This is a genomic window from Rothia sp. 18CD1-1, assembly GCF_055285355.1.
Genome location: NZ_JBUZLI010000003.1, coordinates 123,282 through 146,634 on the forward strand (window position 1 = coordinate 123,282; position 23,353 = coordinate 146,634).

At 60.6% G+C, this 23,353-nt stretch carries 13 protein-coding genes and 1 tRNA gene; 5 read left to right on the forward strand and 9 right to left on the reverse strand.

Translation table 11 applies throughout. The features are described from left to right. Nucleotides 1–463: 463 nt before the first annotated feature. Nucleotides 464–537 (reverse strand) — tRNA-Met (locus ACS1BR_RS02705). A 137-nt stretch (nucleotides 538–674) separates the two neighbouring features. Beyond that, nucleotides 675–3,713: a UPF0182 family membrane protein gene (locus ACS1BR_RS02710; RefSeq protein WP_463559942.1), complete on the reverse strand. Its 3,039-nt coding sequence runs from the start codon at nucleotides 3,711–3,713 to the stop codon at nucleotides 675–677. Between the two features lie 231 nt (nucleotides 3,714–3,944). Between ACS1BR_RS02710 and ACS1BR_RS02715 the strand changes: the two genes are divergently transcribed. Beyond that, entirely contained in the window at nucleotides 3,945–5,519 is a 1,575-nt protein-coding gene (locus tag ACS1BR_RS02715; RefSeq protein ID WP_463559943.1) for a helicase HerA-like domain-containing protein, read from the forward strand. Nucleotides 5,520–5,558: 39 nt separating this feature from the next. Here ACS1BR_RS02715 and ACS1BR_RS02720 read toward each other — a convergent pair whose 3' ends face one another. Then, the gene (locus ACS1BR_RS02720) at nucleotides 5,559–6,674 is read right to left on the reverse strand and encodes a YlbL family protein (RefSeq protein WP_463559944.1); all 1,116 of its coding nucleotides are present in this window, start codon (nucleotides 6,672–6,674) and stop codon (nucleotides 5,559–5,561) included. A 178-nt stretch (nucleotides 6,675–6,852) separates the two neighbouring features. Between ACS1BR_RS02720 and ACS1BR_RS02725 the strand changes: the two genes are divergently transcribed. Then, on the forward strand, nucleotides 6,853–8,298 hold the full coding sequence (locus ACS1BR_RS02725) for a zinc-dependent metalloprotease (protein WP_463559945.1): 1,446 nt from the start codon (nucleotides 6,853–6,855) through the stop codon (nucleotides 8,296–8,298). On the opposite strand, the gene ACS1BR_RS02730 is transcribed toward ACS1BR_RS02725, so the two are convergent. Together ACS1BR_RS02730 and ACS1BR_RS02735 are read right to left on the reverse strand one after the other, a co-directional pair. Further along, complete coding sequence (locus ACS1BR_RS02730; RefSeq protein ID WP_463559946.1) at nucleotides 8,295–8,903, reverse strand: YgjP-like metallopeptidase domain-containing protein; 609 nt, start codon at nucleotides 8,901–8,903, stop codon at nucleotides 8,295–8,297. The genes ACS1BR_RS02725 and ACS1BR_RS02730 overlap by 4 nt on opposite strands. A gap of 16 nt (nucleotides 8,904–8,919) precedes the next feature. Beyond that, nucleotides 8,920–10,755 carry an ATP-dependent helicase gene (locus ACS1BR_RS02735; protein ID WP_463559947.1) on the reverse strand — a complete coding sequence of 612 codons (1,836 nt, stop codon included), beginning with the start codon at nucleotides 10,753–10,755 and terminating at the stop codon, nucleotides 8,920–8,922. A 146-nt stretch (nucleotides 10,756–10,901) separates the two neighbouring features. On the opposite strand from ACS1BR_RS02735, the gene ACS1BR_RS02740 reads away from it, so the two are divergent. Next, nucleotides 10,902–11,867 carry a macrolide 2'-phosphotransferase gene (locus ACS1BR_RS02740; RefSeq protein ID WP_463559948.1) on the forward strand — a complete coding sequence of 322 codons (966 nt, stop codon included), beginning with the start codon at nucleotides 10,902–10,904 and terminating at the stop codon, nucleotides 11,865–11,867. On the opposite strand, the gene ACS1BR_RS02745 is transcribed toward ACS1BR_RS02740, so the two are convergent. Together ACS1BR_RS02745 and ACS1BR_RS02750 are read right to left on the reverse strand one after the other, a co-directional pair. Continuing rightward, nucleotides 11,864–15,457 carry a UvrD-helicase domain-containing protein gene (locus ACS1BR_RS02745; protein WP_463559949.1) on the reverse strand — a complete coding sequence of 1,198 codons (3,594 nt, stop codon included), beginning with the start codon at nucleotides 15,455–15,457 and terminating at the stop codon, nucleotides 11,864–11,866. The two genes, ACS1BR_RS02740 and ACS1BR_RS02745, sit on opposite strands and share 4 nt — an antisense overlap. A gap of 16 nt (nucleotides 15,458–15,473) precedes the next feature. Beyond that, entirely contained in the window at nucleotides 15,474–18,776 is a 3,303-nt protein-coding gene (locus ACS1BR_RS02750) for an ATP-dependent helicase (RefSeq protein ID WP_463559950.1), read from the reverse strand. A 116-nt stretch (nucleotides 18,777–18,892) separates the two neighbouring features. Between ACS1BR_RS02750 and ACS1BR_RS02755 the strand changes: the two genes are divergently transcribed. Together ACS1BR_RS02755 and ACS1BR_RS02760 are read left to right on the forward strand one after the other, a co-directional pair. Beyond that, nucleotides 18,893–19,591: an exonuclease domain-containing protein gene (locus ACS1BR_RS02755; RefSeq protein WP_463559951.1), complete on the forward strand. Its 699-nt coding sequence runs from the start codon at nucleotides 18,893–18,895 to the stop codon at nucleotides 19,589–19,591. A gap of 21 nt (nucleotides 19,592–19,612) precedes the next feature. Next, nucleotides 19,613–20,947: a threonine/serine exporter family protein gene (locus ACS1BR_RS02760; protein WP_463559952.1), complete on the forward strand. Its 1,335-nt coding sequence runs from the start codon at nucleotides 19,613–19,615 to the stop codon at nucleotides 20,945–20,947. On the opposite strand, the gene hemL is transcribed toward ACS1BR_RS02760, so the two are convergent. Together hemL and hemB are read right to left on the reverse strand one after the other, a co-directional pair. Beyond that, nucleotides 20,944–22,269: a glutamate-1-semialdehyde 2,1-aminomutase gene (gene hemL / locus ACS1BR_RS02765; RefSeq protein ID WP_463559953.1), complete on the reverse strand. Its 1,326-nt coding sequence runs from the start codon at nucleotides 22,267–22,269 to the stop codon at nucleotides 20,944–20,946. The two genes, ACS1BR_RS02760 and hemL, sit on opposite strands and share 4 nt — an antisense overlap. Nucleotides 22,270–22,307: 38 nt before the next feature. Then, the gene (gene hemB / locus ACS1BR_RS02770) at nucleotides 22,308–23,336 is read right to left on the reverse strand and encodes a porphobilinogen synthase (RefSeq protein WP_463559954.1); all 1,029 of its coding nucleotides are present in this window, start codon (nucleotides 23,334–23,336) and stop codon (nucleotides 22,308–22,310) included. Nucleotides 23,337–23,353 lie beyond the last annotated feature (17 nt).

The following is a 23,353-nucleotide window of genomic DNA, read 5'->3' on the forward strand; positions in this document are numbered from 1 at the left end:
TCCACTATCACTACCCGCCGTCGTTGGCTCGAACTCCTAGCCCGCACCTACCCGACTCGTACACCACTGACCATCATCCACGGTGAACTCTCTTAGTGGAATGCCCATACCATCATTTCCAAAGACATCTACCCGCTACCCCTTACCCGCGGCAGTGCTTACGCGGCCAGCTCGACTTCCTTAACTCGCCATTCCACACGTCCACTTAGCCGGTTTTGGAGAGCAGGGAGTACCCTCTTCAAACTTTCAGCCAAATACTTTCGAGTTACCCGATGCCGCAACGTAGAGACCCTGACGTTCATGGAGATCGCTTCATATCTAGGGATTACAGTCTCAGAACTTGTCGGCCCTGAACTCTTAAACGCAAAAAGCCCCTCCCCCTTGCAAGTTTCACAAGAAGGAAGAACCGGAAAGAAAATCGCCCCCGTGGAACTAGTTCCATCAGGAGCGACCTACACGATAGTTGCGGGGGCAGGATTTGAACCTGCGACCTCCGGGTTATGAGCCCGGCGAGCTACCGAACTGCTCCACCCCGCGGCGACTCATACAACTATACACACCCGATATCACACGGGCAAACCCCGCCCCCTCTTTGTAAGTGAGAACACAGGTAGGCAGCTGTGGGGTCCTCAGCTCTCGACTAGAGCAAGAAGACCCCACCAAGCAGTCGGGGCCTAGCCGGCGCTGGCAGAAGCAGAAGGCTCAGCACTCGACTCGGTTGCCCCCTCCGCATCCAGGGCGTCCTGGATAGCCTGGTTCAACCGCTCCTGCGCCTCACCGTAAGCTGCCCAGTCCCCGTCCTTGAGCGCCTGGGAAGAATCCTGCATCGCCTGATTCGCGTTCCTCAACGCCTGCTGCACATCACCGGACTCCCCGGATGACTCAGACGACCCCGAGGAGCCACCCTCACTATCGGCCTGCGAAGCGTCAACACCGGAGTCATCGGCTGTTTGGGCACCGGAAGAACCGCCGAAGAGTTCGTCAAGAGCCTCCTCCAGGGTGGGGGCAAAACCCACCTTCTCGCCAAATCCGACCAGCACCCGACGCAAAGTTGGATAGGCCGAATCACCGGACGACTGCACATAAACCGGCTGCACATAGAGAATACCGTCACCCACGGGCAAGGTCAGCAGGTTACCGTTGATCACGTTTGAAGCACCCTGACGTAGCAGGTTCAACTCGGTCGAGACCTCGGTGTCAGAATCAAAATTATTCTGCGCCTGACCGGGCCCCGGGACCACCGAGCTGCGAGGTAGCTCAAGCAGGGTCAGCTTACCGTAATCGGCACTCTTCTCGCCGTCCCTACCCGTGCCGGCATCACCGTTAGCAGCCATAAACCCGTACATCACGTTCCGGGTATTGTTATCCGACTGCTGCGGAATCCAGCTGGTTGTCAGAGAAAACGAGGCCCTGTCTTCACCGGGCATTTGCAAAGACATATAGTAGGGCGGCAGAGAAGTAGCCGAATCGGTTGTCGGATCATTGGGGGTTGCCCACACGTCATCACCGGCGTAGAAACTGCCGGCATCGGTCACGTGGTACCTGTTCAGAACCTCCCGCTGCACCTTAAACATGTCCTGCGGGTAACGCACATGGTCAATCAGGTCGGCGCTCATCTCGGTGTAGGGCTTTACCGTACCCCCAAAAACCCCCTGCCATGCCTTCAGCACAGGATCCTGGTCATCCCAGGCGTAGAGGTTCACCGAACCATCGTAGGCGTTGACGGTCGCTTTCACCGAGTTACGAATATAGTTGACACTATCGTTGGGGAGAGCCGAAGACGCCCCCGACGACACCTCAGAATCAACGGTCGCTGAGCCCAGCTCCGACGACTGCGAATAGGGGTACCTGTTGCTGGTGGTATAGGCGTCAACCACCCAAACCACCTGGTTATCAACAATCGCCGGATAGGGGTTTCCGTCAACAGTGAGATAGGGGGCCACCTTCTTCACGCGGTCGCTGGGATTACGATCGTAGAGGATCTGGGATTCCGGACGAATAGCGTCAGAGAGAAGCAAATCAGAGGACTGAAATTTAATCGCGTACGCTAGACGGCTCAGCGTATTACCCACCTGTGGCCCGCCGTCGCCGGTAAACGTGTACTTAGCGTCCGAGGAGCCCTGATCATCGGTGGTCTGGGGCCGGTCAAGCTCAAGCGGGGTATCCGATTCGCTACCTCCCACAATGGAGTAGTCGGGAGAAGATTTACCAAAATAGATACGGGGCTCATAGTCACCGCTGATCTCACCGGTAGCGGTGATACCCGACTGCATAAACTTGGGTTTACCGTCTGCCTCCACCTGGTTGCCGTAGGCTGCGATCACACCGTAGCCGTGGGTGTACACCACGTGCTGGTTATACCAGGAGGAATCAGCGTTCTGTGCCGGGTTGAGCTCGCGGGCAGAGATAACGGTATCCTGTGATTCACCGTTAATGGTGTAGCGGTCAACCGAAAGATTCTGGTCAAACTGGTAATAAGGCCGGAACTGCTGTAGCTGACTAAAGGCAGCGGACACCACGTTGGGGTCAAGCAGACGAATATTGGATATGGTCTCCGATTCCCCGGAAAGCGCGCCCGATGTGGTAGCCGTGGTGGCGTCGTAGCTCTCGGTCTGCAAACTGTCCAGACCGTACGCTGTGCGTGTGGCATCAATATTGCGCTGAATATACTCCGCCTCGCTGGCCTGCTCGTTGGGAACCACCTGAAAACGCTGCACAATCCAGGGATACACTCCGCCGGCAACGATGGCGGCAACAATCATCACCGCCGTACCGATAATGGGCAGCCTCCACCTGTTAGTTACCGCGGCCACCACAAACAGTGCGGCAACAAGCAGGGCCACAGCCGCAAGGATTGCCTGCATGGGAATAATCGCGTTGACATCGGTGAACATGGCACCTGCCCAGGAGCCCGACTGGTCCTGGGTGGCCGTGTAACGGTTAAGCCAGAACGTCACCGCCCGCAACAGCACAAACAGGGCAAGCATGATTGCCGCGTGCCGGCGGAAACTCTTGGTGGTATCTATACCCTTTTCATTTACTTTTAAACCGCCGTAGAAATAGTGCATTACCAGGCCGGCGAGCGCTGCCAAGACCACCACGGTGTTCAAGAGACCCACCAGCACGCTCCAGAAGGGGAGCGAAAACATGAAGAAACCTATATCCAGCCCGAATTCTGGGTCCTGGGCACCGAACCCAACACCGTTGAAGAAGAGCGCGACGGTTTCCCACTGGGTGGTCGCACCGGCACCCACAAAGAGTCCGATCAGCAGAGGAATAAAAATGAGAAGGGTTTTTCGAGCCCTGTCGATGGTTGTCCGGTAGCGGTCCATATTCTGGGCTAAAATGTCTTGGAAGTCAGCCAGGGGGTCCTGTCCCCGGCCGGGCTGCCGAGAGTCAGCGCGGGGGCGGCTGCTGCGCGGGGCAGGGGCAGCCGGCTCATCCCCGCGAACATAGGCAAAGAACATACTCGCCCACACCGCAGCAGCAGCTAATAGCCCAGCACCCGCAAAGACTGCCGCTTTATAGAGGTTTTCGGTAATAAAAACACTGAGAAAACCCAGCTGGTTATACCAGAGAACTTCTGTGTAAACCTGTGTGGCGAGTACAAAGAGAACAATTAACACCGCAATCATCACGAAAGTGATGGTGAGGGTGCTGTTTCTACGCCTGGGTTTTTTAGGTTGTGATGAGGTGGTTTGTCCGGTGCTCACATCTTCCTCAAAGGATCGTCTATCTCGCGAACTTCAGTATCGCCGGTCAGCTACACCCTGCCCTCCCGCCGTATCTGCGGACACGGGCAAAAAGTATATTTATCTATTGTGCCAAAAATTTAGGTGCCAGTCAGAGAGAAAATAGGGCCGGCACAGGTTTACGCTGAAAGCTGTGAGACGGCGAGCGACACCCGGCCTGCCCACCGGACCGGTCTGACTATACTGAATTGCATGACTAACGGAAACCAGCTTGAAACAATCAAAAACGGCTACCTCTTTGACGGAGCGAAGGTGGAGCTCGGGGTGGCACTCTCCCAGGGAGAACCCCACCCCGATGTCAGGGTATCCTTGCCGCTTTCCATGATGAACCGGCACGGCCTCATCGCCGGGGCCACCGGCACCGGTAAGACAAAAACACTTCAGGTCATCGCCGAACAGCTCTCAACCCTGGGGGTGCCCGTATTTATGGCCGATATTAAGGGGGACCTCTCGGGGCTTGCCGCACCCGGTATCGGCAGCGAGAAGCTATCCGCCCGCACCTCGGCTCTGGGCCAGGACTGGTCGGCCACGGCATTCCCCACCGAATTCTTTACCCTCGGCGGGGAGGCAACCGGGGTCCCCATCCGCGCCACTATTGAGTCCTTCGGCCCCGTGCTGCTCTCACGCGTCATGGACCTTAATGCCACCCAGGAATCAGCGCTTCAACTCATCTTCCACTATGCAGACCAGAAACAACTGGAGCTCTACAACCTCGCAGACCTCCGCTCCCTCATTCAGTTCCTCACATCCCCCGACGGCAAAGCTGAGCTAGACAACATCGGCGGAGTCTCCAAGGCAACTGCCGGAGTGATCCTCAGAGGACTCGTGAGCCTTGAAGCCGACGGCATGGGCCGCTTCTTTGGCGAACCAGAATTTGACTCCTCAGAATTCCTGCGCCTCACCGACGACGGCCGCGGAATCATCAACATCCTCGAACTTGCCGACCTGCAAACCAGGCCCCAGCTCTTCTCCACCTTCCTCATGTGGCTGCTGGCAGACCTCTTTGAAGACCTCCCCGAAGTCGGTGATACCGAAAAACCCAAGCTCGTCTTCTTTCTCGATGAAGCACACCTGCTATTCTCGGGCTCATCCAAAGCCTTCAAGGAGGCCATCACCCAGACCGTGCGCCTTATCCGCTCCAAAGGTGTGGGGCTCTTCTTCATCACCCAAACCCCCAAAGACCTCCCCGCCGACGTACTGGGCCAGCTCGCCAACCGGGTACAGCACGCCCTGCGGGCCTTCACCCCCGAAGACCACAAAGCGCTCACCGCCACGGCCAAAACCTTCCCCACCTCCCCATACAACCTCGAAGAAGTCCTCACCACCGCCGGAACCGGCGAGGCCGTGGTGACCGTCATGACCGAAACCGGCACCCCCTCCCCCGTGGCCCTCACCCGCATGTTTGCCCCGGAGTCCCTCATGGCCCCGGCACCCGAAGCCATGGCACAGGTGGTTCAGAACAGCAAACTCACCGAGAAATATTCGACCGAGGTTGACTCCTACTCCGCCTTTGAAAAACTCGCCGAGCGCGCACAGCAAGACAGTCAAGCTCGTGCGGAAACGGACCAGAAAAAGCTCGACGACTCGGCCAGCAAAGAGGCCCAGAAACAGGCACAGGCCGCCGCCAAAGAAGCCGAAAAACGTGCAAAAGAAGAAGAACGCGCCCGTCAAAAACGCAATGATGCCATGATGCGGGTGGGCACCAATATCGCCTCACAGATCGGTAGGCAGCTCGTGCGCTCACTCTTTGGCACCAAACGCCGTTAGCATAAGCCGCAGCGTCACGCCCACCTGTGCTACCGAAAACTAGTCGGTGGTGCAGGTGGGAAAATCGGACGGATCGGCTCCGGCACCGATCTCGGTGACGGCCTTCACCGCCTCGTCCAAGGTAGACACCCTCACCACCGACAGCCCCTCGGGCACATTACCCACCACACGTGAACAGTTCTCCGCCGGCGCCAGAAAAACCGTGGCCCCCGACTCCACAGCCCCCACCATCTTCTGTTCGATACCGCCAATCGGCCCCACCTCACCGGCCGGGGAGATGGTACCCGTACCTGCAAAATGCTGACCGCCTGTCATGTTCTCTTCCGTCAGCTCATCGATAATCCCCAGGGAAAACATCATGCCCGCACTGGGGCCGCCCACCGATTCAAGCCCGTATTCGACGGTCAACGGAAAAGTGTAGCTGCGGTTGAGATAAAGCCCCAGCACGTAGTGGCCGGACTCGTCGCTGTAGCTGGGAGTGACCTCAAAACTTAGCCGGTCGCCGTCTCGCTCAACCGTCACCTCCACGGGTGTCCCCCCGTTTCGGTCGAGAATATCGGCTATCTGCTCGTAGTGCTGTAGCTCGGTACCGCCCAGGGACACCAGCCGGTCACCCTCCCGCAGACTTCCGGCACCGGGGCTACCCTCGGCTAAACCGGCGACCTTCAGCTCCTCGTCATAATCGATACCCAGATAGTTCAGCGCTGCCGCCTGGGCCGCCTCCTGCGAGTTAACCATATCCGCCGTGTCCTGGGCTGTAACCTGCTCACTCGTTACCGTGGGGCCGTACACGAGGTCGGCAGGCAGAACTACCGTGTTCGGGGCCAGCCATGTGGCCAGTGTTTGCAGGGCACCAATGGTGGTGTTGGGGCCACCGGCCACAGACACCGTGGTCAGGTCAAGCTCACCGGTCACCGGATAGCTCTGTCGTCCCTCGATGGAGATCAGCTGCTTCCCCCTGTGCTCACCGATAGTGTTGAAGGTCGGCCCGGGCTCCTCGGTCACAAAATTGACCGGGACCACCGCTACACCGGCAAGCAACGCGGCCGTAGCCCACCCGCACACGCTACGCAGATTCGGTAGACGCGGACGGCGGCGCACAGCATGGGATGAACGGGGCGAATCCGCGGCAGCAACTTCTGATTCAGAGCTCATTCTCACAAGAGTACCGGATAGCACGGGGCCCTTCCCCGCACAACGGGGTTTGACCCTTCTCAAAATAAACCCGGAATTTACAGCTCACGGCTAAAAGCACCCCGCACCAGCTCGCGCTTCGGTAACCTGTATTTTGATTGTATCTTTCGCAAACCAAAGCGTGTCCAGGGAGGAAACTTTGGCAGAAAATAACGATGAGGGCATGGGTAGAGACCCCTTTGAAGAGCTGTTTAAAAAGCTCGCAGAAAACGGTTTCGAGCTCGACGATACCGGAAACCTCCACCCCTCATTCATGAACATCGACCCCGCAGAGCTACAAAGAATGGGGATTGACATTGACCCCGTCATGTTCTCGGGCTTCTTCAACTCCATGAACGCTATCGTCAGATCCCAGAACTCTGACTCCCCCGTCAACTGGGCTTTTGCCCGCCAGCAGGCTGTCCAGGCACTCATCAACGCCAAGAGCAGCCCCACCGCCACACAAAACCAAAAATCTGCGGTGGCCGATGCCACCCAGCTGGCAGATCTCTGGCTAGACCCCGTCACCAGCTTTAGCCGCCCCGACTACCCCACAGAGGCATGGTCCAGGTTAGAGTTCGTGCACAACACTTTTAGCGTCATTCAAGAAATCGCCGGACCGGTAGCCGAGTCCATGTCCCAGGCCATGAGCTCCTCCATGGATTCACAACTACCCGAAGAGATGAAGTCTCTGCTGGGAGGACAAGACAACCTGTTCGCGGGAGTCGGCTCCATGATCTTCGGCATGATAGTGGGACACTCGGTCTCCCAGCTTGCCCACGGCGTGGTCTCATCGACCGATATCGGTATACCCCTGGCCGAAGACCGTTCCGCCCTGGTCTTTCAGGGCGTCACCGACTTCGGTGAGGGCCTCGAAATCCCCGCCCAAGAGGTGATGCTCTACCTGGCGGTGCGGGAGGCGGCCATGGTGCGGCTCTACCGCACCAACAGCTGGTTACGCGACGACATCCTCGAACTGATCAAACGGTACGCCCGCGGAATCAATATTAATATCGAGCGTATCCAGGATGCCGCCCAAGATATAGACCCCACAGACCCCCAGGCTATCCAGGACGCCCTCAGCCTCAACCTGCTCACCCCGGACAACACCGAAGACCAGCAGCTGGCGCTGTCCCGCCTAGAAACCCTGCTCGCCCTGGTAGAGGGATGGGTCACCGTGGTGACAGAGCAGGCAACCGGCAACCTTCCCATGGCGGCCCAGCTGGCCGAAACCATGAACCGCCGCCACGCCGACGGCGGACCCGCAGAACATTTTTTTGCCTCGCTAGTCGGGCTAGAACTGAAGCCAAAGCTCAACCGTGAAGCTGCCGCATTCTGGCGCACCTACGGCACAGAACACGGTATCGAAAGCCGCGACGCTCTCTGGGCGGCACCCGAAACCCTCCCCACCGCCGAAGAGATCAGCAACATCGACTCCTACAACCAGCGCGTAGAAATCTTTGACGCCAGCGATGACGAGTTCGATGCTGCCCTAGAGAAACTCCTCTCCGGTGGCTACAATTCGCACCGTGACAGCACCGACCAGGATACCGGTGAGAAGCCGGACACTGACGCTGACGGGCAGAACGAGGACCACACCGACTAAAGCCCGGACCGGCCGGGCTCTCTACCCCCGCCGGCTCCGTTCCGGGCAAAGGTCAGGCCCTCCAAAAATGCTTCAGCTTCAAGTTTGCGCGGGTAGCGGTCCTCCAGGGCACGGAACCTGTGCGTGTGATTGAGCTCCACAAAATGGCACAGCTCGTGGTAAAGCACAAAATCAACCACGTACTCCGGGGCACCCCGGAGTACGTGTGACAGCCGGACGCTGCCCCGCGCCGGGGTTGCCGAGCCCCAGCGTTCCCGCTGGTTTTCAACCCACCGGATAGACCCGGGTAGGTCAAGGCCCGGCAGGTAATTCTCCACCAGGTATCTGGCGCGAGATACCAGGTAGTCATCGGAGGCAAAGTGCCGCTGTTGCTTGCTCCTACGCTGCTGCCTGTGCAGGATCTTCGGTAATAGCTGCCGCACGTATTCGTGGGCCTGCCGATCCGTGGTGGAGGCCGGTACCATCAGACGGATCCTGCCGTCCTCCTCCATACGGGCGCTCACCGTTTTTGTTCGCCGTGCCGAACGCACCAGTATCACCTCGGGCCGGCTACCGGTTGCGGCAATAATCTCTGTTCGGGACCGCGGCGAGGCAGAATCAGCCATAGAAAATAACCTCCCGCTAGTTTTTGGGTGCTATAGCGGCCAGAAAACGGGAGATACTGCGGTTGGGGCGGCCACCTGGGGTACGCGATAGAGACCAGCTGAGGGAAAGATAGCGGCGGGCACGGGTGATCCCCACATAGAGAAGACGCCGCTCCTCATCGACCTCGTCACCGGTGCGGGCAAAAGAGATGGGCATCAACCCCTCGGAAAGACCGGCCAGAAAAACAGCCTCCCACTCCAGCCCCTTGGCCGAGTGAAGTGAAGCCAGGGTCACCCCGTTCAGCACCGGTGGATCCTGCTGGGCCATACGCTGCGCCAGGTGGCCCACAAACTCCTGCATCGACAATGGTGCGGGCAGCTGTTCCGCACCGTTTTCTTTCGCTCTGGCACGCTGGTCATCGCGCTCGGCCTGTAAACTATCGGCCATAGACACCAGGGCAGCCAGCGACTCCCATTTCGCCCTCACCGCACCCGAGCTGCTCGGCCCCCGCTCCGTATACCCCAGAGAACTGAGTACCGCCCGAGTCGCCTCCGGCACCGGCTCCTGGCCGCTAGACCGCGCCGCCGAACGCAACTGAAGCAGCGCATTACGCACCTCAGCCCGGCTAAAAAACTGCTCGACACCGCGCAGCCCATAGGCAATCCCCGCCTCGGTCAAAGCCTGCTCGATAGCCGCCGACTGCCCGTTAGTACGAAAAAGCACTGCTATCTCTGAAGGCCGTACACCCTCGTGATCGATGAGATCTCGAATATCCTCGACAATACCGGCGGCCTCCTTCTCATCATCGGCATACTCAAACCACCGGGCTTCGGGCCCGCTGCCAGCCTGCGCCCGCAACTGTAGGGGGGCTGCCCAAGAACCGGCGGTAGAGTCGGGTGCCGGTTTACGCTCCCGCAAAAGAGTATTGGCCAGGGCAACCACCTGCCGGGTTGACCGGTAGTCTCGCACAAGCTTCACCACCGTTGCATCCTCATAGCGTCGGGGAAAATCCAGCAGATACCGGCTGGAGGCACCCGTAAAAGAATAGATGGTCTGCGAGGCGTCACCCACCACGCACAGCTCATCCCTGCCCCCCAGCCAGGCGTCCAGAAGACGCTGCTGCAGGGGGGAGACATCCTGGTACTCGTCAACCACAAAATGCCGGTACTGCCTACGCACGGCTGCCGCCACACGATCATCGTCTTCGAGCACCCCCACGGTGAGCAGCAAAACATCTTCAAAATCAATAATGTTCCGCTCATCCTTGAGGTCCTCATAGGCCCGGAAAAGCCTGGTCATATTGAGCTCGCTCATGTCGGCGGGAAGCTGCCGCTGCCCCAGATGTTTCTGGAGCGTATCCGGGGTGAGCATGTTAACCTTGGCCCACTCAATCTCCGCCGCAAGGTCCCGCACGGTGGCCCTATCCGTGGTAATACGCAAACGGTTGGCCGCCTCGGCAATCAGCTGCCCCTTATGCGGAACAATCTGCGGAGAAGTCCCCCCCACCGCCTGCGGCCAAAAGTATTTCAGCTGTCTGAGCGCCGCCGAGTGGAAAGTCCTCGCCTGCACTCCCGGGGCGCCCAGGGAGCGTAATCTCACTCTCATTTCATCGGCGGCGCGGGTGGTAAAGGTCAGGGCCAGCACCTGCTGGGGCACATACCTGCCCGTCGCGATACCGTAGGCTATCCGGTGGGTGATCGCCCTCGTCTTACCGGTACCCGCACCCGCCAGCACACACATGGGGCCCGAAAGTTCAGTAGCTACGCGACGCTGCTCGGGATCCAGACCCGCTAAAATTTTCTCGGGACTCGGCACCGGCGCCTGTGCACTATCCGCCTCAAACGTATCACCGGTCACGGGGAGAGAAGACATAGGGCTCCTGACAGCAAACACAAAAACTCAATCCCCTCTAGACTACCCCCACAGTCGGGGCAAGAAGCCCCACGCATGCGGTCCCGCACCGCACACACCGCATATCCCGGTTCATTCTCCGGCCCCATCTCTTGTACCCTAGTCTTGTGACCGTTACACCGCTTCAGCTTGCCGCCATCCTCTCAGCCGCAGTGCCCGGGCTCTACCCGGTGGCCGCACTGCCCTCAGCAGATGACACCGTTGACTTCGACTCCGCCATTATCACAGACTCCACCAATAAACGCTGGCGTGTACGCTACCCCAAACACCCGGAAGCCAGCGTACGCCTTGAAGCTGAACACGTTATCCTGCAATCCTTTTCCGCTGGCCTGCGCGCACGCCTACCCTTTCTTGTTCCCACCGTCGTAGGTTCCGTTCCCACCGACGGCAGGCAAACCTTCATTTACACCCACATTCCCGGATCCCACTACGACATCGACGAACTCGCCGAGCTCGCCACCAGTACCGACGGCACCGACAATCTCACCGACACCCTGGGGCACATGATCGCCACTATCCATGTGCTACCCGAAACCATCATCGACGAGGCAGACCTACCCGTCTACACCGCCGAGCAGGTGCGCGCCCGCATACTGAGCGACCTGGACCGGGCCACCGAAACCGGCAGGGTTCCCGCCAGCCTACTACAGCGCTGGAGGAACCAACTGAACGACGACTCCCTGTGGGAATTCCGGCCGCGTGTCATCCACGGAGACCTCAGCGAAGACAACCTGGTACTCAACCGGCAGAAGATCACCGCGGTAACCGGCTGGTCTGATGTCTGTGTGGGAGACCCCGCCACCGACTTCTCCTGGCTGCTAGCCTGCCAGGACCAGAGCTTCACGGACAGGGTGGTACAGGCATACGCTCAGCAGATGCCCCAGCTACCCGACTCCTCGCTGGTGGTGCGCGCTAACCTCTATGCCGAATTCGCCCTCGCCCAGTGGCTGGTCCGAGGGATCGAACTACAGGACCACGAGATGGTGTCCGAGGCGGTAGACATGCTCAAAACCCTGGAAAAAGATCTGCGTGCCACCGTAGAACTCGAGGAATCCCACCTGGACCCGTCCTAGGCGCGTCTTTGCGCTTCCTTCACCGCCCGCTGAACCAGATTCACCAGCTCCCGCTCACCGTATAGCTCGTGGGGGCTCCACTGCACGTCGTCGGCCACATAGTAGAACGTGGCTTTCACCCGGTCCACGGGAATGTTCTGTAGGCGGGCAAAACCCAGCCGATAAAGCGCCAGTTGCACAGACTTCTGCCGGCGCTGCGCCTGACCCGTTGGCACGGCACCCGTTTTCCAGTCAACCAGCTCCCAGGTCTGCTCACCGTCCTCCCCCACACCGCGGTAGACGGCGTCGATTCTTCCGCGCACAGACACCGAGCCCAGGGGCGTCTCCAGGGGGTACTCCACCGCCCAGGGCTGCAGGTTTGCCCAGCGACTAGCAAGAAAGTTCTCCTTCAACCGGGGTAGATCCAGCTCCTGTTCGAGGTCGCTATCGGCATAGTCATCCTCGAAGAGGTCCAGCATTGCCGCCCGCTCAAAACGGGACTGCACCCAGGTGTGGAAAATATCCCCCTGCCGGGCGGCTATGGTTGGCTTCTGCGGCATGGGTCGAACCATCTGGTCAACCACCGCCCCGGTATCGCTGGCAAGATTCACCAGGTCAGAGGCGGTCAGGTGGGAGGGGAAATCGAAAGTCTTTCTCCCCGCCGGTTCCCGCAGGATAGTCAACAAAAGATCCGCCTCCCGGTACCAGTCCTCGACCACCGGGAGCCCCTCCCCGGTGACCGGCTGCAGACCGGTGGCAGACTCTTTGCCAGCTGCAACCTCCAGGCCCCCGCGCCGCACGTTGGCTGCCGCCCGCTCCATTCGCGCCCGCCGAGAAGGCTGGCGGCTCCTGTCCCTCTCTGCTGCCTGCCTCTCTCCCCCGAGCCGGCGGAAAAAACCCGCGTCGTGGGCGGCATTGAGCTCCTCTTGGGAAGCCCACTCAAAAACCCGGGGCCCGTCAATGGGGTCAAAGGGCCACAGGGCAGTGGTGATAGAGGCAGACTGTGGGTTCTCTGTCTCCGCCCGGTCCTCGGGATACACATACAGTTCTTTGGCCGACGGGCTCCCCCGCAGCTGCTCCCAAAATTCTGAGGCTCCCGCAGGTTTAGCTTTGGTTCCCTGCCATAGAGAACCGGTGAGCACCAGCAGGCGGCGGGCACGGGTGAAACCCACGTAGGCGAGTCTACGCTCCTCAGCTAAACGGTGCTCCGCCGCCTGCATTTTCATCGTCTCAAGCGTCTCCTTCAGCTCCTGGACATCCTCAAGGTCGTCCCGCCATCCGGGCAGGTAGTTTCTGTCGCCGCGCAGGGGCCAGGGCAGGGTATCGGAATTCTGGCTCCACCGCGGATCATCGGTGATAGGAAAATCTCCCCGATTCATCCCCGGAATATACACGCAGTCCCACTCCAGGCCCTTGGAAGCATGCACGGTGAGGATCTGCACCAGGTCACGACGCGGCTCATCCACCGCCATCTCCAGGCCCGCTTCCTCCGCAGCGGCCGCATCGAGCCAGGCAAGAAAACCGTTCACATTACCCACTAAGTTGCCGGAAGCAAGTGAAAAAACCGCCTCAGCAGTCTCTTCTCCGCTCTCCCCCCTGCCAGCGCCTGCCAGTGCGGCGCTGGCAGAAAGCGCCGCACCCATTCTCGGTGCCGAAAGCGAGTAGGTTGCAGCCGCGTCGTGGAAAGCATCAATATTACGCCGGGCAGTATCGGGGGAAACACCGGGGCGGGCAGCAAGCTCAATATCGAGCATAATTTTCTGCTCGATAGCATAGAGCAGGGTGGAGAGGTCCTCGGCCATCAGCTGCCTCAACTCTCTCAGCTCGTCCGCAAGCCGACCCAGGCGTGCCAGCCCCTCATCGGTGAGAGAGCGCCCCTTCACCGATACCCAGCCGGGCCGCGGCAGCTCCTCGAGCGCCTCGATCAGTGAGGCCGAATCTACCGAGTCAAGAACGGTCTCGCGCTGCATTCGCCGCACCCGCTCGCGAGTCGTCTCCTCATCTGCCGGCTCATGAAGATTTTCACGGATACCGAGGCGGATCGACTCGCTACGCTGCCGCTCCAGGTGTACAGCCCAATCCGAGAAGGCAAGCAGATCAGAAACGCCAATCCGCCAGCGGGCGCCCGCCATCAGCCGCATCAGGGCGTCAGAGCGGGCCGGGTCAGCCAGCACCCGCAAAATAGAAACCATATCAACCACTTCGGGGGTGTCCAGCAGGCCGCCCAAACCCACTATCTGGTAGGGGACCCCCCGACTTTCCAGAGCGCGTGCAATCGGCTCCATCTGAGACCGCTTCTTACAGAGCACCGCCATGGTGGGCATCTTCTCCGGCGGCTCATGCACGAATTTTTGTCGCTGCTGAACAATCTGTTCGGCAAGCGCAGCCGCCTCGTCGGTATCCGTATGGTAGCGGGCCAGCAGTACCTCGCCGGGGCCGGGCTCCGGGCGGGGGCGCAGGTCGGGTACCTGCACGCGGCTGGTCGAACGCACCCAGTCTGCCCGCTCTTTGAGGGGGGCAGCAATGGTGTTGGCTGCATCGAGCACCGCGGTATCGTTGCGCCAGGCAACCGTAAGGTAGCTCACTTGTCGATCTGCTGTGGGGAAATAGTCGTAAAAGCTGAAAAGCTGCCCGTCCGATGCCCCTCGGAACCCGTAAATAGACTGCTTGGGATCCCCCACCGCCATCACCGGGTGCCCTATCCCTCCGGCGCGGGAGCCGAAAAGATCGGAAAAAAGCCGCATCTGCGCATGCGAGGTATCCTGAAACTCGTCGAGGAGCACCACCCGGTAGCGGTCACGCTCAACCTCTGCCGCCAGCGGAACCTCGCGGGCTATCCGGGCCGCTACACGGATAAGGTCACCGTAGTCCATCACCTGCATACCCTGTTTAATATCCGTGTACATCTGCACCAGCCGGGCGTAGAAGATACGGTCATGCAGCTTTCGGCACAGTTTGTCGCGTTCGGCCCCCTTATTTTTTCCAACCAGCTTGAGACGGCCAAGATGATCCAGCCGGTCACTGCACCAGTCGATGAGCTGCTGCGGCTCCACCAGATGCTCGGCGCATTCGGAGCCCAGTTTGAGCACACCGGAAATCATGGTCTGCTTGGACTGCGGTTCAGGCGGTAGCAGCCGGGGATCAACCTGTTCCACCAGCTGGGCTACCAGCTGCCAGGACTGGGCGCCACCGAGCATCTGCGTATCCTGCTCAAACCCCAGACGCAACCCGTAGTTAGCCACCAGGTTTTGTGCGTAGGAATGGTAGGTGGAAACCTCCGGGTCGCCCACCGGCACCGCAACCTCGTCGGGCTCGCCGTGTTCCATCATTCCCAACCTGCGCAGCTCCTCGAGGCGCATACGCATACGCTCACGCAGCTCACCGGCCGCTTTGCGGGTGAAGGTCACCCCCAATACCTGATCTGCCCGCACAAGGCCGTTGGCCACCAGAAAAACCACGCGGTCAACCATGGTTGCGGTTTTACCCGATCCCGCCCCCGCCACCACCAGACGCGGGGAAAGCGGCGAGGAAATAATGGCGGACTGCTCGGGCGTGGGCGCGGGCCTCCGAAGAGCAGCAGCAATTTCTTCGGGCGAATACGTATAGTCCATGCTCTTTCCTTCTCCTCTAGCCCTGGGTCACCTGCCGCCCGCGTGCGCACAGCGGGCAGATCTCCGGCAGCCGGCAGCTTCTGCCGTACTTACTACCGCTGGACGAGTCGTGGCGGGCCTGCAGGTGGCGGACGGCGATGAGATCGGCGGCCCTGTTAATGAGGTCCACCGCCCACTGCGCGTCGGTAGAGAGCGCAGGCTGCTCCTGGGCACCGTATTTTTTGGTGTCTTTACCGATCTGCACAAGGTAGGCGCCACCCGATTCTTCGTGTAGGCCCTCGAACCTGAGGGTCTGCTGCTCCCCTCGTTGCCGGTAATCCTCGCCGGTGTTCTCTGCCATGACCTGCCCGGCGCCGGCTTCCAGGGCAATCTGGTAGGCGGCAAGTTGCGGGTGCTCGGCGAGCTCTTTTTGGGCCGGGGCGCTCTTACCCGTTTTAAGGTCAACAATCACGTACTTATGATTTTCAAGGTCACGTTCCAGCCGGTCAACACGACCCTGTAGCAAAGCCTCGCGGTGCGGGCCAGCAATATGGACGCTGAAAGCCCCCTCAACCCCCACCAGTTCGCGCCGAGCATCGGTGTGCAAATCAGCCACATAGTCAACAAACTTGAGTATCATTTTCTCGGCGCGTTCGTAGACCACCCGTGTTTCCCAGGTGTCGGCCAGTCCCAGCCGGTCAAAACGGTTCCTTAGCTCTCGCACGATGTGCGTCCTAAAAGACTCCGAGTCGCTCACCGTCTGCGCGTCCCAGTCGGGCATGTCTTCGGCTAGCTCGTGTACAAGGTTTCCAATAGAGCGCGCCAAATCGGTGGCCTCCTCTGCCCGAGCAGCGGAAACAAACCAGTCAAGCGGGGATCGGTGTATTGTCTCCACCTGTGAGGGCGACACCGGCACAACGGCACGCTCATCAAAAGTCGCTTCCGTGGAGGACAGCGGCAAGAGACCCCACCACCGATCGGGGTCCGCACCCGGTAGCGTGAGTCCGGCCGTCTGTTCGGGGTCGTTGAAGCGGTGCAAGATTTTTGCTGCCGCATCGGCCCGCAGAGGGTCGGTGTCTTCGGCTTCGCTCCACCTGCGAAGCTCGGCAATCATAGCGCGCAGGGTCATGGGCCGACGCACAGCGGTGTTACCGCGCACCCCACCCGCAGGTGCCACCGTATCCAGCAGTTCACTGGGCAACTCTTCTGCCGACGACACGGCGGTCACCACCAGCTTGCGGCGGGCCCTCGACACGGCGGTGGAGAACATGCGCAACTCGTCAAACCGTGTCTCGCGCACCCTGTCGAGGGTCTTTATCCCGCTGCCGGCCTCTGCCCCCAGCTCAAAAATGTCGGTGAGGTCCTGGCTGCCCAGCAGGGTGCCGCGCACGGTGGTGTTGGGCCAGACACCGTCTTGGACACCGGCTATATATACGGTGTCCCAGCTGCGGCCAGCGGCAAGCGCCGGGGTAAGGATCTCCACCGCGTCAACGGTACTGGCTCGCTCCGTCAGGGTATCCATGGGTAGCTCTTGGGCATCAATATAGTCAAGAAACTGCTCCGCGGTGGCACCGGGCATCTGATCCACGTACCTGGCGGCGGCCTCAAAAAGACCGATCACGGCGTCGAGATCCCGGTGGGCCCGTTCACCGGCTGCCTGTCCCAGGAGGGCCAGCTCTCTCCATGTTTTTGCCAGGCCCGATGCACTCCACAGTTCCCAGAGCACGGTTTCGGCGGTCGCCCCCGGAACCCGAAGGGCTTTCTTCCCCGCCTCCAGTACCCTGCTGATACGGTGGGCAGCTTCAGATACTCTGCCCGCCGGCAGCTTCTCCGGCTGTAGCAGAGCTTCCACCACGAGCTCATCGCTGCCCCGGCGGCCACCGGCCCGCAGCTCCTGGGCCCGTAGGCTCTGCCGTAGCCGCCGAATATCCATGGGGGATGCCCCGCCCAGTCGCGATGTGAGCAGGGCCAGGGCGGTGTCAATCCCCAGGCCCGGAACCCGGTCTTTCACCAGGAGGGCTAGAGAGTCAAGAAAGGGCCGCACAGCCGGTTCATCACGCACCGGCCTCAGCGCTTGTGAGGTGGTGACCGGAATCCCCTGTCCCTCAAGGATCCGGCTCAGCTGTGACACCGTGGCCCCTCTGCGCACAATAATGACCGACCGAGAAAAGGCACGGCCCCTGTACAGACGGTCTTCGAGGATCATCTGCGCCAAGAGCCTGGCCTCCTGCTGAGCAGAATCCAGGGTGAACCCCAGCACCTGTTCCTCGGTATCCTGTGACCTCTCGGTGTCAAGCAGACTGCCGTCGTTACCCAGCTCCCACAGGGGTACCTCAGCCGGTGGCCCTTGTTCGGCAGGCTGGCTTAAATCCCGGCTGTGGGCGGCAGCTGCCACCTGCGGCAGCCTGGCTGCTACAGCCTCCCAGGCACGAGCAATACCGGCAGGCATACGGTGGGAGACCTCCAACTGGACCCGCTCCAGACCGGGAAAAATTTTGGGCAGACTGCCGGTGAGATCCGGGCGGGCACCGCGAAAACCCTGCACCACCGTATCCGTACAGGCGGTGATAACCAGCGCGGGCGGGACTACCCGTGAGCTCTGTGCGGAACAGAGCACGTCGAGAAGACGGTAAATCGAGGGGGTTGCCTCCTGCATGTCATCGATCAGTACCGTGTCTAGCCGCCCCCGCTCATCGGCAAGAAAATCCGGGTGCCGAGCAAGCAAATCCGCCGCCTCGTTGATCAGGGCAGCCGGGTCAAAAGCGTTGGGCATGCGCAACCGGCGAATCTGGCGGTACTCGCGGTAGAGGTCCGCCACCGCCACCCACTCTGGCCGCTGCTGGCGCAACCCCATGTCCCTCACCTGCTCGGCGGAAAGATTATATTCTGCCATGCGGTCAAAGAAGTCCCGGACCTCGTGACGAAACCCCCGGGTACCCAGCGCCTCACTCAGGTATTCCGGCCAGGCGACCGCCGCGCCGAGCCCCCGGGCATGGCCGGCGAGAAGCTCGGTGATCATCACGTCCTGTTCGGGGCCCGAGAGCAATTTGGGGGAAAAATCCAGGCCCGGAAGAAGCCCGGCCATATGCCCCCGCCGCAGCAGGTCAAAAGCGTAAGCCTGCCAGGCGCGCACGGGAGAAACCGATAGGGTAGCCTCCGTTTCTGCCACCAGCTGCTCACGAAATCTGCCGGCGCCGGCCCTTGAGGGAGTGAGCACCAGCAGACGGGCCGGGTCCCCCTCCCCTAAAAAATTTAGGGCGGTATCCAGTAGGGTGCGGGTTTTACCGGTGCCCGGCGCACCCAAAACCAGCCGCACGCGGCCCCGGTGGCTGTGTGGCATTCTTTCTCCCCTCACGGTGTTGACGGTCGGTACCAGTGTGACACGAGGATATGACATTTTAGGCATTTTTGCTGCCGACCCATGGTGAAGTCACCCCACGCGATATAGTCATTTTCATGACTGCTACTGCATGGACAGAACTTCCCCGAGCCACCTTCGATTTGGAAACCACCGGTATTAACCCGGCACAGGCACGTATCGTTACGGCATCCCTGGTGCTGGTCAACCCCGACGGGTCAGTCATCCGCACCGGCGAGTGGCTGGCAGACCCGGGTATTGAAATCCCCGAGCGTGCCCGGCAAGTGCACGGCATCTCCACCGAATATGCCCGCGAACACGGCCACGATGCCCAGCAGGTGGTTTATGCCCTGGCCTCAGCGCTGGGCGGGCTCTTTCATGACGGCGTGCCCGTGGTCGCCTTCAACGCCTCCTACGATTTTTCGGTGCTCCACCACGAGCTGCTCCGCTACGGCTACCCCGAGCTTAACTGCGCCCCGGTCCTTGACCCCTACGTAGTCAACAAGCACGTCGAAAAATACCGGAAGGGCAAGCGAACCCTTGAGGTGCTCAGCGCCGAATACCGGGTCAGTCTGCACAACGCCCACAGATCAACAGACGACGCCCTGGCCGCCGAGCGGCTACTCACCGCAATGGCCGCCCGCTACCCCGAGCTTGTTGTCGATGCCCCCAGTCTGCATGAGAGCCAGGTGGTGTGGGCGCGGGAGCAGGCCCTAGAGTTTCAGGACTATTTGCGCCGTCAGGGCAAAAATGAAACGGTTGATGGGTCCTGGCCCGTCCGTCGAGGCGGACGGTAGGGGGACCCGGTGAGTAGCGGTATGGACAACTATACGGGCAGTATCTATCTGGGTTCCTCCCGGGCCCAGCACCAGCGTCTGGTAGAGCAGTCTGCGGTGGTGATGAAGCTGGGTTTGCTCATGCTCAAATCCGGTGCCAGTGCCTACCGGGTGAAGCAGTCAATGGCTCGGCTAGCGCGGGCGGTGGGCTTACAGGAGCATCATTCGCAGGTGACTTTCACCGAGATCACCACCAGCGCCTACGCGGTGGGTAATTTTCGTACCGAGATCGGTGAGCAGCGCGCTATGGGTATCAGCGCCTACCGCATTGACCTGCTCAGTGACTTTGTCTCCAACCTTCCCGACCATATTTCACCGCGTGAGGCGCAGAGGGAGATCAGCCGGATCGAGGCGCTGCCCCACCTGTACACCCGCTGGATGCTCACCCTGGCGTCGGCTTTTGCCTGCTGTGCTTTCGCCTTCCTCAACGGCGGTGGAGTGGTCGAGTGCACGGTGGTGTTTGTTGCCGCAGCCCTGGGCCAGTTTCTGCGGGCACACCTGATGACGAGGGAAGTCAACCACCTGGCCATCTGGTTCTTGTGCGGTGTGCTCTCGGCAGGGTTCTATATCGGGGCAATCTCGCTGATGTGGACGGCCGGCTGGGCCTCGCAGGAGCACATGGTGGGTTTTATCTCGTCCGTTCTTTTTCTGGTACCCGGTTTTCCGCTGGTGACCGGGATGCTCGACCTCGCTCGATTTGATTTCTCGGCCGGTATTCCCCGGCTCATGTATGTCCTCCTGCTTCTGGTCAGCGCGTCCTCGGCAGTCTGGGTTCTCACCTTTGTCTTTGATCTTCCCCTCCAGGTCTCCCCCGAGCAGGACCTGGATCCGGTCCTACTCGTGTCGCTGAGAGTTTTTTCCTCTTTTATTGCCGCCTACGGTTTTGCCATGCTTTTTTCGGCCATGCCGGTCAGCTGCCTCTGGGCGGGGATGATCGCCGCGGTGGTCAACCCGCTACGGATAGCGGCAGCGGAGGCGGGCTTGGCCGCGCAGGTAGCTGTTTTTCTTGCCGCTTTTACCGCGGCACTGCTGGCAGAAATTATTGCCCCGCTCTACAGGCACCGCTACTCGCGTATCTCCCTCTCGGTGCCCGCCGTGGTCACCATGGTCCCCGGTGTCACCTTTTACCGGTCCATGGCGAACCTCTCTAACGGCGCCCTCAGCCAGGCCGTCGTCGGTATGGTCGATGCGCTGCTGATTTTTCTAGCCATCGGCATGGGCTTGGTCTTCGCGCGCTTCCTCATGGATAAAAACTGGTTTTTCAACCGCGACGTGCAGAAGGTGCGCTACTTCAACATCGACCACCACCTACGCTAGGGTTGGGCCGCAGCTGCGGCCCGGGCCGCCTTCGGCAGGGCAGCCGCTACCCGCTCTAGCACCTCATCGGTATGGGTGGAGGATAAGAACCAGGCTTCAAAGGCGCTGGGCGGTAGGTAGACACCCGAGTCCAGCATGGAATGGAAGAAGGGGGCGTAACGGTAGGTTTCGGATGCCCTGATATCCTCATAGCTGCGCACACCGTTCTCGGCGGTACCGAAGGCTACCGAGAAGAGGTTTCCTGCGGTCTGGATCGAGTGGTCCACGCCCGCTTGCCGGAGGGCGGCAGAAACCCGGTCCCGCAAGAATTCCGAGCCACGATCAACCCCGCGATACACCTCCTCGTCAGCGGCTTGAAGGGTGGCTATCCCCGCAGCCAACGAAACGGGGTTACCCGAGAGTGTCCCCGCCTGGTATACGGGCCCGGTGGGTGCCAGATACTCCATCAGTTCCCGTTTACCGCCCAGCGCCGCAATGGGCATACCGCCGCCCATCACCTTGCCGAAGGTAAAGATATCCGGCACCCAGCCGCCCTCGTCAGCGGCGGTGTATCCCCAGTATCCGGCTGACGACACACGAAAACCTGTCAGTACCTCGTCAAAGATTAGCAGTGCACCGTGCTTGCTCGTGATTTCGCGCAGGGCCCGGTTAAAGCCCGGTGCGGGGGTCACCACCCCCATGTTGGCCGGTGCGGCCTCGGTGATGACCGCGGCAATCTCACCGGGATACTCCTCAAAAACAGCGGCCACCGCGGCCGCATCGTTGTAGTCAAGAACAATGGTCTCTGCGGCGGTGGCGGCGGTTACCCCGGCAGAGCCAGGCAGGGCAAGGGTGGCGACCCCCGATCCCGCCTCAGACAGCAGAGAATCCACGTGCCCGTGATAGCAACCGGAAAATTTCACAATTTTATCTCGGCCGGTATAGCCGCGTGCCAGCCGGATAGCGGTCATGGTCGCCTCGGTGCCGGTGGAGACCATCCGCACCTGGTCGATAGCCGCCGGAACCACCCTGTTCACACGCTCAACAACCAGCTCGGCGAGCAGTGTCTCGGCCTCGGTGGAGGCCCCAAACGTCAGACCGTGCTCTACCGCCCGGTGCACCGCCTCAACCACCCGGCTGTCCCTGTGCCCCAGCAGGCCGGGGCCCCAGCTCATCACCAGGTCAACGTATTTTTGACCGTCGGCATCTATCAGGTAGGGCCCGGATGCGTCCTCCATGAAGACCGGCGTGCCCCCCACCGAGGCAAACGCGCGTACCGGGGAATTCACGCCGCCGGGGATGACGGCTCGGGATCGGGCAAAAAGTTCTTGGTTTTTGGTCATAGTGATAATCCTTGATCAAAAGGGGGTGCGACGCAAGCCTAGATTGCGCGGTTTAAAGGTGGTCGGGTCTCATTCAGCCATCCGGCAGCTTCAGCGGCATAGTAGGTGAGTATCATGCTGGCACCGGCACGTTTAATACCCGTCAGAGACTCAAGCACCATCTGCTTGCGATCCACCCAGCCCCTCTCCGCGGCAGCCTCAATCATGGCGTACTCCCCCGAAACCTGGTAGGCAGCTACCGGAACCGGTGACATATCGGCAACCTGCCGCACAATATCAAGGTAGGCCATAGCCGGCTTGACCATCACAAAATCTGCGCCCTCGTCAATATCCAGTGCAGCCTCAAGAAGACCCTCCCTGCGGTTTGCCGGATCCTGCTGGTAGATCTTGCGGTCTCCCTGAAGAGAGGAGCCCACCGCCTCGCGAAAAGGCCCGAAAAAGGCCGAGGCGTATTTGGCCGAATAGGCCATGATGGATACGTCCTGAAACCCCGCCGAATCCAGGGCCTCCCGGATAGCCCCCACCTGTCCGTCCATCATGCCCGAGGGGCTCACCGTATGCACGCCGGCCTCGGCTTGCGCCACCGCCATCGCGCAGTAGGCGGCCACCGCGGCATCGTTGTCAACCACCGTTGTACCGTGCCGGTCCGTTGTCACGGGGCCGCAGTGACCGTGACTGGTAAATTCGTCAAGGCAGGTATCCGCCATAATCACCACGCTGTCACCGTACTCGGTGCGGATAGCCCGGATTGCCCGGTTGAGTATTCCCTGCGGGTGTCGGGCGGCAGAACCCTCAGCGTCTTTATCGGTCTCGCGGGGCACACCGAAGAGGTCAACGCAACGCACGCCCGCCTCTATCGCTTTCTCTACCTGCCCCAGCACCGAGGTGAGAGTGTGCTGGTACTGGCCCGGCATGGAGGTAATCTCCTGCGGGGTGTCAATACCGTCGCGCACAAAAAGCACCTGGATCAGATCGGCAGGGTCCAGCCTCGTCTCAGCCACCAGGGAGCGGATAGCCGCGGTAGTGCGGGATCGGCGCGGGCGGAAGGGTAAGTGAAGGGCGGTCACGGTTGTCTCCTTTGTGC